The sequence below is a fragment of the Kribbella sp. VKM Ac-2571 genome (assembly GCF_004362255.1).
In the GTDB taxonomy this organism is placed as follows: Bacteria; Actinomycetota; Actinomycetes; order Propionibacteriales; family Kribbellaceae; genus Kribbella; species Kribbella pratensis.
The window spans coordinates 692,012-710,075 of sequence record NZ_SNWS01000001.1 but is presented as its reverse complement, the minus strand read 5'-3'; the positions used below and the strand labels follow the sequence as shown (position 1 = coordinate 710,075).

16 protein-coding genes are annotated in these 18,064 nt (G+C 68.5%); 10 read left to right on the top strand and 6 right to left on the bottom strand.

All coding sequences use genetic code 11. The features are described 5' to 3' along the window. The first annotated feature begins 53 nt into the window (after positions 1-53). The 10 genes from EV651_RS03435 to EV651_RS03390 all read left to right on the top strand — a co-directional run bounded on the left by EV651_RS03435 (position 54) and on the right by EV651_RS03390 (position 10,395). Positions 54-770: an SCO2322 family protein gene (locus tag EV651_RS03435; protein WP_133781814.1), complete on the top strand. Its 717-nt coding sequence runs from the start codon at positions 54-56 to the stop codon at positions 768-770. Then, positions 771-1,868 (top strand): CbiQ family ECF transporter T component, encoded by a 1,098-nt coding sequence (locus tag EV651_RS03430; RefSeq protein ID WP_133781812.1) that lies wholly within the window; start codon positions 771-773, stop codon positions 1,866-1,868. It begins immediately after the preceding gene. Further along, positions 1,865-3,475: an ABC transporter ATP-binding protein gene (locus EV651_RS03425; RefSeq protein WP_133781810.1), complete on the top strand. Its 1,611-nt coding sequence runs from the start codon at positions 1,865-1,867 to the stop codon at positions 3,473-3,475. The genes EV651_RS03430 and EV651_RS03425 overlap by 4 nt, the downstream gene beginning before the upstream one ends. Continuing rightward, positions 3,472-4,317: an ECF transporter S component gene (locus tag EV651_RS03420; protein WP_238156620.1), complete on the top strand. Its 846-nt coding sequence runs from the start codon at positions 3,472-3,474 to the stop codon at positions 4,315-4,317. The genes EV651_RS03425 and EV651_RS03420 overlap by 4 nt, the downstream gene beginning before the upstream one ends. Then, entirely contained in the window at positions 4,310-4,837 is a 528-nt protein-coding gene (locus tag EV651_RS03415; protein WP_133781808.1) for a bifunctional adenosylcobinamide kinase/adenosylcobinamide-phosphate guanylyltransferase, read from the top strand. Before EV651_RS03420 ends, EV651_RS03415 begins: the two co-directional genes overlap by 8 nt. After that, positions 4,834-5,673, top strand: a complete 840-nt coding sequence (gene cobS, locus EV651_RS03410; protein WP_133781806.1) for an adenosylcobinamide-GDP ribazoletransferase — start codon at positions 4,834-4,836, stop codon at positions 5,671-5,673. The genes EV651_RS03415 and cobS overlap by 4 nt, the downstream gene beginning before the upstream one ends. A 150-nt stretch (positions 5,674-5,823) precedes the next feature. Next, complete coding sequence (locus EV651_RS03405; RefSeq protein ID WP_133781804.1) at positions 5,824-6,999, top strand: ROK family transcriptional regulator; 1,176 nt, start codon at positions 5,824-5,826, stop codon at positions 6,997-6,999. A gap of 80 nt (positions 7,000-7,079) precedes the next feature. Next, positions 7,080-8,165, top strand: a complete 1,086-nt coding sequence (locus EV651_RS03400; RefSeq protein WP_133781802.1) for a substrate-binding domain-containing protein — start codon at positions 7,080-7,082, stop codon at positions 8,163-8,165. A 113-nt stretch (positions 8,166-8,278) separates the two neighbouring features. Continuing rightward, the gene (locus EV651_RS03395) at positions 8,279-9,094 is read left to right on the top strand and encodes an ATP-binding cassette domain-containing protein (RefSeq protein ID WP_202870132.1); all 816 of its coding nucleotides are present in this window, start codon (positions 8,279-8,281) and stop codon (positions 9,092-9,094) included. Beyond that, positions 9,091-10,395, top strand: coding sequence for a sugar ABC transporter permease (locus EV651_RS03390; protein WP_133781800.1), 1,305 nt, complete (start codon positions 9,091-9,093; stop codon positions 10,393-10,395). Before EV651_RS03395 ends, EV651_RS03390 begins: the two co-directional genes overlap by 4 nt. 70 nt (positions 10,396-10,465) lie before the next feature. On the opposite strand, the gene EV651_RS03385 is transcribed toward EV651_RS03390, so the two are convergent. From EV651_RS03385 to gcvT, 6 genes are all read right to left on the bottom strand, one after another. Beyond that, positions 10,466-11,485: an ABC transporter ATP-binding protein gene (locus EV651_RS03385; protein ID WP_133781798.1), complete on the bottom strand. Its 1,020-nt coding sequence runs from the start codon at positions 11,483-11,485 to the stop codon at positions 10,466-10,468. 20 nt (positions 11,486-11,505) lie between these two features. Then, positions 11,506-12,675 (bottom strand): ABC transporter ATP-binding protein, encoded by a 1,170-nt coding sequence (locus EV651_RS03380; RefSeq protein ID WP_133781796.1) that lies wholly within the window; start codon positions 12,673-12,675, stop codon positions 11,506-11,508. After that, entirely contained in the window at positions 12,672-13,664 is a 993-nt protein-coding gene (locus EV651_RS03375; protein WP_133781794.1) for an ABC transporter permease, read from the bottom strand. Before EV651_RS03375 ends, EV651_RS03380 begins: the two co-directional genes overlap by 4 nt. A 103-nt stretch (positions 13,665-13,767) precedes the next feature. Beyond that, entirely contained in the window at positions 13,768-15,525 is a 1,758-nt protein-coding gene (locus EV651_RS03370; protein WP_133781792.1) for an ABC transporter substrate-binding protein, read from the bottom strand. Positions 15,526-15,565: 40 nt separating this feature from the next. Continuing rightward, positions 15,566-16,573 carry an ABC transporter permease gene (locus EV651_RS03365; protein WP_133781790.1) on the bottom strand — a complete coding sequence of 336 codons (1,008 nt, stop codon included), beginning with the start codon at positions 16,571-16,573 and terminating at the stop codon, positions 15,566-15,568. 351 nt (positions 16,574-16,924) lie between these two features. Next, positions 16,925-18,037: a glycine cleavage system aminomethyltransferase GcvT gene (gcvT, locus tag EV651_RS03360; RefSeq protein ID WP_133781788.1), complete on the bottom strand. Its 1,113-nt coding sequence runs from the start codon at positions 18,035-18,037 to the stop codon at positions 16,925-16,927. Positions 18,038-18,064: the final 27 nt, after the last annotated feature.

Genomic DNA, 18,064 nt, shown 5'->3' with positions numbered 1-18,064 from the left:
GCCGGTGCAGGCGGGACCTCCTCCACCGGGCTGCGGCCCGACCGAGGAACCACATGACTGCACACCGGACCGTACGACTGGTCCTCAGCCTGCTGGCGGGTCTCCTGCTGGCTGGGACCGTTGCCACCGTCTCAGCGACCGCCGCCCCGACAGAGGACGGCTACCGCTTCTGGGGCTACTACCAGTGGAGCAACGGCCAATGGGCCTTCTCCCAGAAGGGCGCCGACGCCTTCGTGCCAGCCGACGGCACCGTGGAGGGCTGGCGGTTCGCCGTCGGCGGCGCCAAGCCCCGGGTCCCGCGGGCCGCGGGCGACTTCGACGCCATCTGCGGCAAGACCCCGGCGGAGACCGGCAAGAAGCGGGTCGCGCTGGTCGTCGACCCGGGTACGCCGGAGGACGCGGTCGCCGGTGAGACGCCGGGTGAAGCCAAAGGCACCTGCGTAGTGACCGCCCCGAAGTCGACCGGCGCGCAGATCCTCGCCGCGGCCGGACCGGTCCGGATCGAGAAGGGCCTGACCTGCGGCATCGCCGGCTACCCGTCCAAGGGCTGCGGCGACCAGGTGAAGAACATCAAGGTCCCGGCCACCGAGGCCCCGGTCACGCTGCAGATCGGCGCAGCGGTGGGCTCGACGGCAACCCCTGCCGCCTCCACACCCTCGTCGGACAGCAGCGGTACGCCGTGGTCCGGCATCATCATCGCCGTCGTCGTGGTCCTCCTCCTGGCAGGCGGCGGATTCGTGCTGAACCGTCGGCGTACTGCGGCGAACTAGGTGCGCGCCGTACACCACTTCACACTCCCCCGGGCACTCCACCCGGGGGCCTGGTGGTTGTGGGCGCTCTGCATGGCTGTCGCGGCCAGCAGGACACGCAATCCGGTCCTGCTGGTCCTGATCCTCGCCGTGACCGGATTCGTCGTTTCGGCCCGCCGGAGCGACGCACCGTGGGCACACAGCTTCGCTGCGTTCCTCAAGCTCGGCCTGCTGGTCATCGGCGTCCGCGTGGTCCTGCAGGCGCTGCTGTCGACCCGCTCGCAGGGCAACACCGTGCTGTTCACGCTGCCGCAGATCCCCTTGCCTGACTGGGCTGCGGGAGTCAAGCTCGGCGGCGAGGTGACGGCGGAGGCTCTGGTGACGGCTCTGTACGACGGCGGTCAGCTGGCCGTCATGCTCTGCTGCGTGGGTGCGGCCAACGCACTGGCCAGTCCGCGGCGGTTGCTGAAGTCGTTGCCAGGGGCCCTCTACGAGATGGGGGTCGCCTGCGTGGTCGCACTGACCTTCGCGCCGCAACTGGTGACGGACGGCCGCCGCGTGCGCGCAGCACGACGACTCCGCGGTCGTACGCGCGCCTCTTTCCGTACGACGGCCATGCCGGTCCTGGAAGGTGCGTTGGACCGATCGGTGGAGCTGGCGGCCGCGATGGACTCACGTGGCTACGGCCGTACTGCGCAGGCGCCTCGTGCGCAGCGTCGACTCACCGCACTGTGCGTACTGCTGGGACTGTTGGGGATCCTGCTGGGCGTCTACGCGCTGCTGACCGACGCCATGGCGTTCCCTTTCGCTGCCGGTGCGCTGGCGGCTGGTGTGCTCCTGGCAGTCGCAGCCATGGCAGTCGGAAGGCAGCGGGTCAGCAGGACGCGCTACCGACCCGACCCGTGGGCGTTGCCCGAGTGGATCGTCGTTGCGGCCGGGACTGTGGCCGCAGGTGCCATGGTGATCGCAGCGTTCCGTGGCGTGAAAGGTCTCCTTCTGGCCGGCCCGTTGGTCGTCCCACCAGTACCGGTGCTGCCGGTCGTCGGCATCCTGATCGGACTGGTCCCTGCGCTGGCCGCACCACCCCTCAAAGCGCCACTGTCCAAGGCGGTCAAATGATCGAGTTCGACCAGGTGACGGTGACGTACGACGGGGCGCTTGCACCCGCTCTACGGGACGTCAGCTTCACGGTGCCGGAGGGCGAGCTGGCGCTGGTGATCGGGCGAACCGGGTCCGGCAAGTCCACATTGCTCCGGGCAATCAACGGCCTGGTGCCGCACTTCACCGGGGGCACGCTGGCCGGGCGGGTGCTGGTGGGCGGGCGGGACACCAGCGAGTTCCGGCCGCGCGACCTCGCCGACGTGGTCGGGATGGTCGGACAGGACCCGATGGCGGGGTTCGTCACCGACACGGTCGAGGACGAGCTCGCGTACAGCATGGAGTCACTCGGTGTGGCGCCGGACGTGATGCGGCGGCGCGTCGAGGAGACGCTGGACCTGCTCGGGTTGGCCGACGTACGGGATCGTGCTCTGACATCGCTGTCCGGTGGACAGCGGCAGCGGACTGCCATCGGAGCAGCTCTCACGTCGCATCCCGCCGTACTCGTGCTGGACGAACCCACGTCCGCACTGGACCCACAGGCGGCCGAGGAGGTGCTGGCTGCGCTCCAGCGGCTCGTGCACGACTTGGGTGTCACTGTGGTGATGGCCGAGCACCGGTTGGAGCGGGTGATCCAGTACGCGGACCGCGTGATCGAAGTGCCCGGCGGCGCCGCTGCTGTGTCGACCGGCCTGCCGGCCGAGCGCATGGTGACCGCACCGGTCGCACCGCCGGTGGTGGAGCTGGGACGGCTGGCCGGATGGTCACCGCTCCCCCTGTCAGTACGGGACGCCCGACGCGCTGCAGCAGGTCTCCGCTCCCGGCTCGACTCTCCGCAGCCTGTCCGCACTAGAGGACCACTCGGTGCGGAGCTTGCCCAGTGCAAGGACCTGGTGGTGAGCTACGGCAGCGTCACTGCGCTCCGTGGTGTCTCGCTGAGTATCAAGGCCGGTGAGGTCGTCGCACTGATGGGCCGCAACGGCGCGGGCAAGTCGACGTTGCTGAACTCTCTCGTCGGCATCCTCTCTCCCCGCTCTGGCACCGCGACCGCCGCAGGAGTCGACCCACGCAGTACCAAGCCGAAGCGACTAGTCAAAGCAGTCGGACTGGTCCCACAGGAGCCCGCAGACTTGCTGTACGCCGCTACCGTCGTGGACGAGTGCGCCAGCGCGGACTCCGACTTCAAAGTGGCCACAGGTAGCTGCAGGGCGCTCCTGGAACGACTGGCGCCCGATGTGCCTCTGGACATGCATCCGCGTGACCTGTCGGAGGGACAACGGTTGTGTCTGGCGTTGGCCGTCGTACTGTGCGGCGCACCGCCTTTGTTGCTGTTGGACGAGCCGACGCGAGGATTGGACTACGGCGCCAAGCGGCGGCTGGTCGCGATCCTGCGCGAGCTGGCGGCTGCTGGGCACGCAGTGGTGTTGTCGACGCATGACGTGGAGATGGTCGCCGAAGTCGCCACACGGGTGATGGTGCTCGCCGACGGCGAGCTGGTGAGTGACGGCGAGACGGCCGAGGTGATCGCCGGGTCGCCGGCGTTCGCCCCGCAGGTGGCGAAGATCCTTGCGCCGCTGCCGTTCCTGACCGTCTGCGAGGTTGCGGACGCACTGGACCGGGCGTCGTGAACCGCAACCGGCTCAAGCCGCCGAGCGCACCACTGCGCCTGATCCGGCTGAAGCCCCGGAGTACGACCGCGTTGCTGGTCGCCTCGCTCGTGGGCGTGCTCGCGTTCGCGTGGCCGTTGTTCTTCCAGAGCTCACAGGCCGGCGAGTCGGCAATCGGTCACACCACGGACGCGCCCTGGCTGTTCGTGTTGCTGCTGCCGTTGCTCGTGGCCGTCGTACTCGCAGAGCTCTCCGAGGCCGGGATCGACGCGAAGGTGATCTCGCTGGTCGGCATGCTTGCCGCGGTCGGCGCTGCCCTGCGGGCGTTGGGCCCGGGTACGGCGGGACTCGAGCCGGGGTTCTTCCTGCTCGTGCTGGCGGGACGGGCGTTCGGCGCCGGGTTCGGGTTCGTGCTCGGAGCGGTGTCGTTGCTGGGCGGGGCGCTGATCAGCGGTGGGGTCGGGCCGTGGATGCCGTTCCAGATGTTCGCGTGCGCTTGGGTCGGGTGTCTTGCGGGTCTGCTGCCGCGGGTCGGCGGGCGACTGGAGTTGCTGCTGCTGGCGGCGTACTCGCTGGTGTCGGGTGTGCTGTACGGCGTGATCATGAACCTCTGGTTCTGGCCGTACGCGACGTTCGGCAGCGATTTCTCGTTCATCCCTGGCGACGCGCTGGCCGCCAATCTGCACCGGTACTTCTTGTTCGTCGTGGCGACGTCGCTGGGATGGGACATTCCGCGCGGGATCCTGAGCGCGGTGCTGGTGCTGGTGCTCGGGCGGCCGATCCTGAACGCGTTCCGGCGTACGGCGCGCAAGGCGGCCTTCGAGACGCCGGTGGTCTTCGAGACCGGGAGGACGAATGCCTGACCGAACCCTCATCCTCGGCGGAGCCCGCTCCGGCAAGTCCGTCGCCGCCGAACGCCTGCTGTCCGCGGAGCCCGATGTCCTGTACGTCGCAACCGGCGGAAACGACTCCGGTGACGCCGAATGGGCGGACCGGGTCGCGAAGCACCAGGCCCGTCGGCCGGCCTCCTGGGGTCTGGCGGAAACGATCGACCTGGTGCCGCTGCTCGAATCCTCCGGTCCCCCGCTGCTGATCGACTGCCTCACCCTCTGGCTGTCGCGCACCATGGACAACGTCGACGTCTGGTCCGATCTCGACCGCGCGGGCCTCGTCGAGCAAGCCATCGCCGGCCTCGCCGACGCGTGGTCGGCGACGGCTCGCCGCGTGGTTGCCGTCAGCAACGACGTGGGTTCCGGCATCGTCCCCGCCGACCCCGGCACCCGTCTGTTCCGCGACCTCATGGGTCGCCTCAACACCACCATCTCCCTGGCGTCCGACCAGGTCCTCTGGACGGTGGCCGGCCGAACCCTCCCCCTCACATGACCGAGCCCGGCGAACCCGAAGCAGCCGCCGAGCCGGTAGGCACCAACGGCCGCCGGGCCTGGCGGGATGCCGCGCGCCTCTCGCTCGGCACGCTCACGGTCCTGCCGGCGGGCGTGCCATCCCGAGTCGATCGAGAGGTCGGCGGGCGCGCGATGGTGCTGGCCCCGGCCGTCGGAGTGCTGGTCGGCGCGATCGCGGCCGCGGTTGTCGTGCTTGCTCAACTGGTGAAGCCGGACGCAGACCTGCTGGCGGCCGTACTCGGGGTGCTGGTTGTCGTCGGGCTCTCGGGCGGACTGCACCTGGACGGCCTCGCCGACTTTGCCGACGCCCTGGGCAGCAGGCGGGACCGCGAGACGATGCTGCGGATCATGAAGCAGAGCGACATCGGCCCGTTCGGTGTCGTCGCGATCGTCGGCGTACTGCTCCTCGACGTCGCTGCCCTCACCGCCTGCCTGCAAGCGGACTTCGGCTGGCAGGCGCTCCTGATCGCCACCACCGCGAGCCGTCTCACCCTTCCCTGGTCCTGCCGTACGTCGATCCCCGCGGCCCGCCCCGACGGCCTGGGATCGTTCGTCGCCGCCACCGTCCGCCCGTTCACAGCAACCCTCACCACAGCCGCAGTACTCGCCGCGACCATCTCCCTCAGTTGGCTCACGTCCCCCGCCGTACTCCGCTCGTCCGGCACCGCAGCCGCCGTGCTCCTAGCCGTCGTGACCAGCCTGCTCACCAGCCGCCGAGCCGTCCGAGCCCTCGGCGGCACCACCGGCGACGTCCTCGGCGCAACCGTCGAAATGGCTCTTCCGGTAGCCCTTGTGACGCTCGCCTTGACCGTGTGAGCGCTCACCTCCACCACCTCGTGGCCGGGGTGGTCTACTCTCGCCGACGAGACGTTTCAGTGGGGTAGTGACGGCGAGGTTGCGCAAGATGTTCGTGGTTCACGACCGGTGGGCGGCCGGGCACGCCCCGCGATCCGTTATCTTTATGTAATGAACGCAACTCGCCCTGCTCCGGGCTCGCAGGCTTCGCTGCGCGAAGCCAATCGTGCGCGCGTTCTCGGCGTCGTCCGGCAGCACGGCCCGCTCACCCAGGTCGAGATCGCCGCCGCCTCCGGACTGTCCGCCGCCACCGTCTCGAACATGGTCAAGGAGCTCGACCAGGCCGGAATGGTCGGGCTGTCCCGCAGCATCCGCAACGGCCGCCGCGCCGTACTGGTCTCGCTCGCGTCCGGCGGCGGACTGCTCGCCGGTGTCGCGTTCGGCGAGCGTGATGTGCGGGTCGCGGTCGCGAACGGTTCCCGCGAGATCCTCGCGCAGCAACTGATGCCGCTCCAGGCCGATCACGTCGCCGACGAGGGCATGGAGCGCGCCGCCCGGCTGCTCGCCGACCTGGCCGAGACGGTCAGCTCCGGCGTCGAGGACATCTCCGCCATCGGGTTCGGGCTGCCGATGCCGGTCGACTCCGTCAGCGGCGAGGCGGGCTCCGACGCGGTGCTGCCCGGCTGGCGCGGCGTCAACGTCACCGAGGCGATGTCCGGGTACCTGCGCGCCCCGGTCGCGCTCGACAACACCGCGAACCTCGCGGCTCTGGGCGAACTGCGGGCCGGCGCGCTCCGCGGCGTCCGGAACGGCTGCTACCTGAAGTTCTCGTACGGCGTCGGTGCGGGCATCGTGATCAACGGCGACGTGTTCCGCGGTTCGACCGGTACGGCGGGCGAGATCGGGCACGTCACGATCGACGAGAACGGCCCGATCTGCCGCTGCGGCAACCGCGGCTGCCTGGACACGTTCGTCGGCTCGCGGGCGCTGATCAGCAGCCTGGCCGCGTCGCACGGACCGCTGCGGCTGAAGGACATCGTGAGTCGTGCGCTCGGCGGCGATCTCGGCTGCCGCCGGGTGATCGAGGACGCCGGCCGGCGCGTCGGCGTCGCCGTGGCCGGCGTGGTGAACCTGCTGAACCCGGAGGCGATCGTGGTCGGCGGCCTGATGGCCGAAGCCGGCGAACTGATCCACGCCCCGCTTCGCGAGGCGCTCGACCGGTGCGCGATCCCGAGCGCCGCGGCGAGCGTCGAACTGCGCCCTGCCGAGCTCGGCGACGAGGCGGACATCGTCGGCGCGATCCACCGTGCGTCGATGCTGAGTCATACCAATATCTCCATTTCTTGAATTCAAGTCTTGACGCCAAGGCGCCGGCGGGCTTGACTGCGGGCAGGCCAATCGGGGCCGTCTCGTCAAGGAGCCGCCATATGTCCTTCTCAGCACTTCGTCTCGTCGGCCTCGGGCTCGCCGTCTCGGCCCTCGCCACCTCCTTGGTGGCCTGCGGCAATGACAACGGCGACTCCGGCTCGGGCAGCGGCTCAGGCGGCGCGAAAAAGGTCGCGCTGTTGCTGCCCGAGTCGAAGACCACCCGGTACGAGGCGCTCGACCGCCCGCTGTTCACCGAGGCCCTGAAGGCGGCCTGCGGCGACTGCCAGCTGATCTACAGCAACGCCGACCAGGACGCCGCGAAGCAACAGCAGCAGGCCGAGGCCGCGCTCACCCAGGGCGCGAACGTCCTGGTTCTCGACCCGGTCGACGGCAAGGCCGCCGCCGCGGTCGCCGCCTCCGCGAAGGCCCAGAGCGTCCCGGTGGTCGCCTACGACCGGTTCATCGAGAACGCCAACTACTACGTGTCGTTCGAGAACGAGGCGGTCGGCAAACTGCAGGCGCAGACGCTGGTCGACACCCTGAAGGCGGCCGGCAAGACGTCCGGCAACATCGCGATGATCAACGGCTCGCCGACCGACCCGAACGCCGCCGACTTCAAGAAGGGCGCGCACAGCGTGCTCGACTCGAGCGGCTTCAAGATCGCCGCCGAGTTCGACACGCCGGACTGGAGCCCGGACAAGGCGCAGGGCTGGATGGAGGGCCAGCTGAGCGCGATCAAGAACGGCCTGGTCGGCGTGTACGCCGCCAACGACGGCACCGCGGGCGGCGCGATCGCCGCGCTGAAGGGCGGTGGCGTGAAGCCGCTGCCGCCGGTCACCGGGCAGGACTCGGAACTGGCCGCGATCCAGCGGATCATCGCCGGTGACCAGGCGATGACCATCTACAAGGCGGTCAAGCCGCAGGCCGAGGCCGCCGCCAAGGGTGCGGTCGCGCTCGCGAACGGCGGCAAGCCCGAGTCCACCACCGAGAAGAACGGCGTACCGTCGACGATTCTCGACCCGGTCGCGGTGACCAAGGACAACATCAAGGACACCGTGGTCAAGGACAACATCTACAAGGTCACCGACATCTGCACCGCGTCCTTCGCGGCCGCCTGCGCCGCCGCAGGCCTGTCCGCCAACTGACCCGCCCCTCGGCGTAGCCCCCCGCAGTGAGGTGTGGGGGGCTACGCCGACCTCTCCCCAACCGCGCCCCCGGCGAGGATCATGGCGTGAAAAAAGTCCAGGAGGCTCACCACGTGACTGTTACCCCGACTCCCCTCGACGTCGGCGCCGGTACGGTGCTGACGCTGCAGGGGGTCTCCAAGCGTTTCGGCGCCGTGCAGGCTCTGAAGAACATCGAGCTGGACGTCCGTGCCGGTGAGGTGCTCGCTCTCGTCGGCGACAACGGGGCCGGCAAGTCCACGCTGGTCAAGACGATCGCGGGCGTCTACACCGCCGACGACGGGTCGATGGTGTTCGACGGCCGGCCGGTCCGGGTCGGCAGCCCGGCCGAGGCGCAGCAGCTCGGCATCGCCACCGTGTTCCAGGACCTGGCGCTGTGCGACAACCTCGACGTGGTCGCGAACCTGTACCTCGGCCGCGAACTGCGCAAGCACGGCGCGCTCGACGAGGTCGAGATGGAGCGCTCGTCCTGGGAGCTGCTCCGGCAGCTGTCCGCGAAGATCCCCTCGGTCCGGATCCCGGTCGCCAGCCTGTCCGGCGGCCAGCGGCAGACCGTCGCGATCGCGCGCAGCCTGCTCGGCCGGCCCAAGGTCGTGATGCTGGACGAACCGACCGCTGCCCTCGGCGTAGCTCAGACCGCCGAGGTCCTCAACCTGGTCGAGCGCCTGCGCGAACGCGGCCTGGCCGTCATCCTGATCAGCCACAACATGGCCGACGTGATGGCGGTCGCGGACCGGGTCGCCGTACTGCGTCTCGGCCGCAACAACGGCGTCTTCGTGGTCAGCGAGACCCGGACGCAGGACATCATCGCCGCGATCACCGGCGCTACCGACAACGCGGTCTCCGAGCGCGCAGCGCGCCGGAGCCGGGAAGAGGGACCGGCCTCATGAGTCTCCAAGGATCGGGGACCCGCCCCCAGGACGTCACGGGTACGACGACGGCGCCCGAGGAGAACGGCGCGGCCCAGCTGCCGGCCGATCTCCAGGACGAGCGGCTGATCGCGGGCCACGGGATCAGCGGCGCGGTCGGCGCCTTCACCGCCCGGCTGCGGTCCGGCGACCTGGGCTCGGTCCCGGTGGTCGTCGGCCTGGTCATCATCTGGGCGGTCTTCCAGATCGCGAACAGCTCGTTCCTGTCCAGCCGCAACCTGGTGAACCTCACGCTGCAGACCACGTCCGTCGGGGTGATTGCCCTCGGCATCGTTCTGGTCCTGCTGCTCGGCGAGATCGACCTCTCGGTCGGTTCGGTGAGCGGTGTGGCAGCCGCGGTCGTCGGCGTCACGTTCGTCAACAAGGGCTGGCCGATCGTCGCGTCGCTCGTCGCCGCCGTCGCGCTCGGTGTGCTGATCGGCTTGTTCTACGGCCTGCTCTACACACGCTTCGGCGTACCGAGCTTCGTCATCACTCTCGCCGGTCTGCTCGGATTCCTCGGTCTCCAGCTGCTGGTGCTGGGCAAGGACGGCACGATCAACCTGCCGTACGACTCCGCGCTGGTCGGATTCGCGACGCGGAGCTTCCTCTCCCCCGCGATGGCCTACGCACTGGTCGCCCTGGTCGTGGTTGCCTACGCGCTGAGCCGCTGGCAGGGCCGGACCGCCCGCGCCGCGGCCGGTCTGTCCGCGGCGCCGAACTCGGTGATCGCGATCAAGGCCGCCGGCCTCGCGATCGTGCTGCTGATCCCGATCGCGGTCCTGAACGGCGACCGCGGTGTCTCGTCGATGTTCCTGCTGTTCCTCGCCCTGGTCGTGGTCACCGACCTCGCCGTACGACGGACACGCTGGGGCCGCTCGGTCTTCGCTGTCGGCGGCAACGTCGAGGCCGCGCGCCGGGCCGGTATCAACGTCCGGATGATCTACCTGACGGTGTTCGCGGCCTGCACCACCTTCGCCGCGGTGGGTGGCATCCTCGCGGCGGCGCGGCTGGTGGCGGTCGGCCAGGCCAGCGGTGGCACGGACGTGAACCTGAACGCGATCGCGTCCGCTGTCATCGGCGGCACCAGCCTGTTCGGCGGCCGCGGTTCGGCGTACTCCGCGCTGCTCGGCGCGCTGGTGATCACCTCGATCTCCAACGGTCTCGCCCTGCTCAGCCTGGACTCCAACGTCCGCTACATCGTCACCGCGGGCGTCCTGCTGATCGCCGTCACTATCGACTCTCTCAGCCGCCGCAGCCGCCAGGCCCACGGCCGCGCCTGACCCGGACCGGCCTGGCTGCAGGCACAAGAAAGCCCCCGTCGCCTGTGAACTGACGGGGGCTTTCTCGGTTCTAGGCGGTTTCGGCGATCAGGTCGGCCTTCGGTTCCGCGAAGTGGCACGCGGCCGTGTGGCCCGGAGCCGACTGCGGCTTGATCTCCAGCAGCGGCTCCTGGCTGGCGCAGATGTCCTCCGCCTTCCAGCAGCGGGTCCGGAACCGGCAGCCGCTCGGCGGGTCGATCGGCGAGGGTACGTCGCCGACCAGCCGGATCCGCTCCTTCGGCGGCACGCCGCGGATCGTGCCCAGGTCAGGCGCGGCCGACAGCAGCGCCTGCGTGTACGGGTGCTGCGGCGCGTTGTAGATCTGGTCCCGGCTGCCCTGCTCGACGATCTTGCCGAGGTACATCACCGCGACCTCGTCACAGAAGTGCCGGACCACGCCGAGGTCGTGCGCGATGAACACGAACGCGATCCCGAGGTCCCTGCGCAGGTCCTCGAGCAGGTTCATCACCTGGGCCTGGATCGACACGTCGAGCGCGGAGACCGGCTCGTCGGCGATGATCACCTCGGGCTCCACCGCGAGCGCCCGGGCGATGCCGATGCGCTGCCGCTGACCGCCGGAGAACTCGTTCGGGTAGCGGTTGTGGTGCTCCGGGTTCAGGCCGACGCGCTCCAGCAGTTCCTGGACCCGCGCGAGCTCCTTGCCCCTCGGCACCAGGTTGTGGACGCGCAGCGGCGTACTGATGATGTTGCTGACCGTCTGCCGCGGGTTCAGCGAGCTGTACGGGTCCTGGAAGACGATCTGCAGCTGGCGGCGGAACGGCCGCAGCTCCCGCTCCTTCAGCTGCGCGATGTCGGTGCCCTTGAACACGATCTCGCCGGACGTCGGGGTCAGCAGCCGGGTGATCATCCGGCCGGTGGTCGACTTACCGCAGCCGGACTCGCCGACCAGGCCGAGGCTGGCGCCGGCCTTCAGGTCGAAGGTCACCCCGTCCACGGCCTGCACGACCTTCTTGGTCCGGCCGAGGCCTGCGGCCTCCTTGATCGGGAAGTGCATCTTCAGGTCGCGGACCTGCAAGAGAGTTTCGCTCATGGTTCCTCAGTCCTCTCTCGTCAGCCCAGTCTCGGCGCGACCTCGGCCTCGTAGATCGAGGCCTTGTCGCGCAGGTGACAACGGGAAGTGTGCGCACCGGCGCCGTCGACCGGCAGTAGTTCCGGCAGTTGCGTCGTACAGAGCTCGCCCTTGACCCGGTCCTTGTACGGGCAGCGCGGGTTGAACGAGCAGCCGTCCGGAAGGTTCAGCAGGCTCGGCGGCAGGCCCTTGATCGGGCGCAGCTTCTCGTTCGCCGAGGACACGGTCGGGATCGACTCGAGCAGGCCCCAGGTGTAGGGCATCCGCGGGTTCGCCAGGACGTCCTCGGCGGTGCCGTACTCGACGCAGCGCCCGGCGTACATCACCAGCACGTCGTCGGCCATCTCGGCGACCACCCCGAGGTCATGGGTGATCAGCACGATCGCGGAGCCGAACTCCTTCTGCAGGTTGTTCAGCAGGTCCAGGATCTGCGCCTGCACGGTGACGTCGAGCGCGGTGGTCGGCTCGTCGGCGATCACCAGCTTCGGGTCGTTGATCAGGCTCATCGCGATCATCGCGCGCTGCCGCATACCGCCGGAGAACTCGTGCGGGTACTGCGCGAACCGGCGCGGCGGGTTCGGGATGCCGACCAGGTCGAGCATCTCCAGCGCCCGCTTCTTCGCGACGTCCTTGGAGACCTTGTGGTGCACGCGGTACGCCTCGACCAACTGGTTGCCGATCGTGTACAGCGGGTGCAGCGAGGACTGCGGGTCCTGGAAGACCATCGACATCGCGTCGCCGCGGATCTTCATCAGATCGCTCTCGGGCAGGCCGACGAGTTCGTCGCCGCCGAGCCGGATCGAGCCGGTGATCCGGGTCCGCTTGCGGTCGTGCAGACCCATCACGGCCATGCTCGACACCGACTTGCCCGAGCCGGACTCGCCGACGATGGCCAGTGTGCGGCCGAGCGGGACCGAGTAGCTCAGCCCGTTCACCGCGCTGACCAGGCCGTCGGCGGTGGGGAACTTCACGGCCAGGTCCTCGACCACCAGGTACGGCGTCTCGCCGCTCGGGTTGATCGAACCCTGCCGGCGCTCGCGGGTGGCGACCGACGGACCGCGCTTGGCCGCGGCGGCGCCGGTGTCCCCGGCTGGCGTGTCCACCATGCTGTCCTGAACGTCCTTACCGTCGTCGTTGGCTGGTGTGGTCACGAGAGCCTCACCCGCGGATCGATCAGTGAGTAGGCGATGTCGACGAGGAAGTTCATCGCGACCAGGATCACCGAAGAGACCAGGACGGTGCCCATGATCACCGGCAGGTCGTAGTTGCTCAAGCTGTCCAGCACCAGGTTGCCGAGGCCCTGCAGGTCGAAGATCCGCTCGGTGAAGATCGCGCCCGAGAGGCTGCCGGCGATGTCCAGACCGAAGATCGTGATGACCGGGATCATCCCGGAGCGCAGCCCGTGCTTGTAGGTGACCACCCGATCCGACAGACCCTTGGCCCGCGCGGTCCGGATGTAGTCCTCGCTCAGTGCCTCCACCATCGAGCCGCGCGAGTACCGCGCGTACTGCGTGCAGCTGTAGAGGCCGAGAACCAGCCACGGGGTCAGCAGCCCGGTGAACCAGGCCACCGGATTCTGTGTGATCGGTGTGTACCCGCCGCGTGGCAGGATCTGGTAGAGGATCGTCAGGTAGAGCGAGATCATCAGCGCGACGATGTAGTACGGAACCGAGCTGAGGATCAGTGTGCTGCTCATCAGCGCACGGTCGCCCAGCGTCCCACGTCTCTTCGCGGCCATCGAGCCCACGAAGACACCGATGGTGAGGACGATCACCGCGTACCCGGCGACCAGCGACACCGTCACCGGCAGCCGTTCCTTCAGCATCTGGGTCACCGGCCGGTCGTTCTTGAAGGAGAAGCCCAGACACGGCACCGAGCACTTCTGCTTCACGCCGGCCGTCTCGAAGGTCCGCCCGGCGAAGATGCCGGCCGTGTACCCGGCGAACTGCTGCACCAAAGGCTGGTCCAGGTGCAGATTCTCCTTGATGTCGTTGTATCGCTCCTGGGTGCAGTTGCGATCACCGCAGATCGCGCCGGCCGGATCGGTCGGCGCAACGAAGAACAGCGCGAAGGTCACGATCAGCGTGACCAGCACGACGCTGAGCGCGCTCACCAGCCGGCGCGCCACGAAGTAGAGCACGAGGGATTCTCCTCACCGAGGGGTGGTGACCGGACGAGTTCGACACTGTCCGGTCACCACCCGTGGTCAGATGATCAAACCGCTAGGACTACCTGGCCCCGGATCAGGGCTGCTTCAGGTAGATGGAGGTGAACTCCGGCAGGCCCTGTGTCGGGTCGTTGATCACGTGACCCAGGTTCTTGCCGACCGGGTAGCCGCTGTAGCTGTAGTACAGCGGGATCAGCGGCAGGTACTTCTCCATGATCAGCTTGTCGACCTTCGACCACTCCTTGAGCTGCTGGTCGGCAGTCAGCGCGTTGACGCGATCGATCTCGGCGTCCAGCGTCTTGTCCTGGATCATGCCGATGCTGTTGCTCAGCGCAACGGCGTCGGACTTGAACAGCACCGGGAACCAGCTGGCACCGGACGGCCAGTCCGAGCACCAGCCCGACGGGCCCTGAGCGATGTTCACCGGCGCGGCCGGGTCGTTGCGCAGGGTCCGGATCTTGGCCTTCGGAACACCGACGGCCCGCACCTTGAAGCCGGCGGCGGTGTAGACCTGGGTCCGCAGCTGGTTGACCTGCGTGGCGATCTTGTCGTCGTTCGAGTAGTACCAGCTGAGCTCGAAGTTCTCCTTGCCGAGCTCCTTCAGCTTCGCCTTGACCTCGCTCGCGACGGCCGGGTCCTCGGCGCCCTTACCCGTGCCCACCAGGCCCGGGAGCTCGTACTTCTCGTAGCCGGGAACAGCAGGCGGCAGGATCGTCGAGGCCGGGATCGCGGTCTGCGGCGTCAGGCCGGCGACCTTGCGGTAGGTGTCGAACGGGTACGCCTGGGCGATCAGCTTCCGGACCTCCATCGGGATCTTCCGCGTGTCCAGGCCCCAGACGTTGGTGCAGGGCTGCGGACCGGTGACGATCTGGCTCTGGTCCTTGACCTCGGGGACGAGGCTGGAGTCCAGGTCGGAGTAGTTCAGCGCGTTCCCGTCCGGGCCGTTGCTGGCCAGCACCTGGCGCTGCACCTTCAGCGTGTCCTGACCGAACTTGAAGTCCCAGGCATCCGGGTACTGGTACCGCACCGGGTCGGTGTTCGCGTCCCAGTTCGGGTTCCGCTTGAGCTTCAGTTCCGAACCCGGGGTGTAGGAGTCGACCATGTACGGCCCGGTCGTCATCGGCTTCAGGTCGTACGACTTCTTGGTGTCCTTCGCCTTCGGGATCGGCGTGAACATCGGGAAGGCCGCGTAGTAGGGCAGGTCGTCGAACTTCTTCGCCAGGTGGATGACCAGCGTGTGGTCGTCCGGCGTGTCGACACCGGCGTAGTTGTCGCCGTTCGCGCCGTACGGGCCCTTGTAGGTCTTGCCGTCCTTGAAGTACTCGTCCTGGTACGTCGGTCCGGCGTCGTACAGGTCGTGCGCGAAGGACCGCTTGATCGCGTACGCGTAGTCGGCCGCCTTCACCTCGGTGCCGTCCATGTACTTGATGCCCTGCTTGAGCTTGAAGGTCCAGGTCAGGCCGTCGGCGGACTTCGTGCCCAGGTCCTCGGCGAGGTCCGGAACGAGCACCGGCTTGTGGCTGTCACCGTCCAGGCGGTACTGGGTCAGCGCCCGGTACATCAGCTTGCCGATCTGGTTCCCGTCGATGAAGTAGATGTTCGTCGGGTCCATCGTGTCCGGCGTGACGTCGGACAGGACGGTGGCGACGCCACCCTTCTTGGCACCTTCGATGTCCGGTGCCGGGCCCTTCGCCGTCGGGTCGGTCGCCTTCTCCTGGGCGGTACCCGCGTTGCCCGTGTTGGCCCCGCCCTTGTTGCTGGACGACGGGCTGCCACAGGCCGCGACGGCCAGCATGACCGTCGCCGCAACAGCGGTGATTTGTTTCCACTGCATTGTTGTGTTTCTCCTTTTCTGCCGCTGGGGCAACGCCGGGCTACCGGCGAGTCTTGGGGTCGAAGGCGTCGCGTACGGCGTCACCGAGCAGAGCCAGTGCCAGCACGAGCGCGGTGATGCCGAACACCGGCAACCACAGGTACAGCGGGTCGGCCTTGAACCAGTTGGTCGCGGTCGCGATCGTCTGGCCCCAGGACGGGACCGGCTCGATCAGACCGACACCGAGGAAGGACAGACCCGCCTCCGCGGTCACGTACGCCGGCAGCGCCAGCGACGCCGAGATGACGATGGGTGCGACCAGGTTGGGCAGCAGTTCCTTGAACAGGACCTGCCGGGTGGGGACGCCGATCGCCTTCGCGGCCAGGACGAACTCACGCTCGCGAAGCGACAGCACCTCGCCGCGGATGATCCGGGCCAGTCCGGCCCAGCCGAAGAACGACAGGACGAAGATCAGTACGAAGAACCGCGTCGACGCCTGTTCCTCCGGCGAGAGGTTGAAGGACCCGCCGCGCATGCTCTCGACGATCGGCACCATCGCGATCGCGAACAGCAGGTACGGCAGGCTGAGCACGAAGTCGACGAACCAGGAGATGATCCGGTCCACCCAGCCGCCGAGGAAGCCGGCCAGCAGACCCATCACCACACCGACGACGGTCCCGGACAGGGTTGCGACGAACGCGATGATCAGCGACGGGCGCGCGCCGTACACCCAGCGGGCGAAGTTGTCCCGCCCGGTCTTCGGCTCGACGCCGAACCAGTGCTGCGCGTTGGCGGCGAACGTCGGGAAGCCGTACTCGTCGACGAAGTCGGGGTGGAAGGTGCCGATGTCGCCGCCCTCGATCTTGGCCAGCACCGGGGCGAAGATCGCGATCAGGATGAAGAACAGCACCACGAACGCGCAGATCACGGCGACCCGGTCCTTGCGGAGCCGGTCGATCGCCACCCGGGTCGGGGACTTGCCGTGCGGGACGGCGGAATCCCGAACCGGTTCCGCCGATGCCGGGTGCTCCTCGATCCCAACAGTCGAGTCGGGCGACCCAATACTCATTCGCACTCCGTCAGTTCAGTCGGCCGGATTTCGGTCCGCGGATCCGGCACTTATCGGTGGATGGCGTGCCGACCTTTACTCGCTTGCTGGCTGGCGTCAAATCCCCTTGACACGGGATTCCGCCGTAGCCGCGCGCTAGCCTGCCCGACACCGTGACACCAAACCAGCAGTGCCCGGCAGCAGTGCACAAATCGTTACCGGAACCTGTGGTCGAACGGAACATTTGCCCCATTTCGTCACCGTTCGCAGTCAATCCTGCGCAAAACGCGTCGGCACAGTACCGACAGTGGCCAAATTGTGCCAAGATCTCACGCAATGTAACGAAAAGACACATTCGGTCGCGGCGGGCCGCTAGCGCACGTGGACGGTCACGAAGGGCGGTTTGACGACGTCGAAGGTTTCCCCGCGACCCCGGATGTCGACGGTTACCTGATCGCCTTCTTTCACCGACGCGTCCAGGAGTGCCAACGCAATACCTTTCTTCAGCGTCGGCGAGAACGTTCCGGAGGTCACTTCACCGAGCGCCGTCCCGGATTGATCCAGGACCGACATGTGCGGCCGCGGAATACCCCGTCCGGCCGCGCGCAGACCGCGCAGGATCCGGGCCGGTCCGCGCTCCTTCTCGGCGCGCAGCGCCGCGTCGCCCCAGAAGTGCTCCTTCTTCCAGCCGACGGCCCATCCGGACCGCGCCTGGACGGGCGTGATGTCGGGCGCGATGTCCTGGCCGTGCAGCGGGTACCCCATCTCGGTCCGCAGCGTGTCCCGCGCGCCCAGTCCGGCCGGGACGATGCCGTACTGCTCGCCGGCCGTCAGCAACGCGTCGAACACGGCCACCGCGGCGGCGTTCGGTACGACGAGCTCGAAGCCGCGCTCGCCCGTGTAGCCGGTGCGGCACACGACCACCGGCGTACCGCCGAAGTCGGCCGTGGCGAAGGACATGTAGTCGTGACCGGTCGGCAGTCCGATCGCGGACACCACCTCGTCGCTCTTCGCGCCCTGCACCGCGAGGATCGCGTAGTCGTCGTGGACGTTCGTCACCTCGACACCGTCCGGGGCGTCGGTCTGGAGCAGCCGGACCACCTCGGCGGTATTGGCGGCGTTCGGGATCAGGAACACGTCGTCGTCGGCGTGCAGGTAGGCGATCAGGTCGTCGACCACTCCCCCGTTCTCGTTGCAGCACAGCGTGTACTGCGCCTGACCCGGCGCGATCTTGCCGAGATCGTTGGTCAGGCACGCGTTCACGTACGCCGCCGCACCCGGGCCCTTGACCGTCGCCTTGCCGAGATGGCTGACGTCGAAGACGCCGACCGACGTCCGGACCGCGGTGTGCTCGGCCACGACGCCGGAGTACTCCAAGGGCATCTCCCAGCCGCCGAACTCGGCGAACTTGGCGCCGAGCGCGACGTGGCGCTCGTGCAGCGGGGACTTCTTCAACTCGGTCGACGGTGCCGGTGATGGGGTCATGGAGCGGAACTTACCCGACGCGTAGCA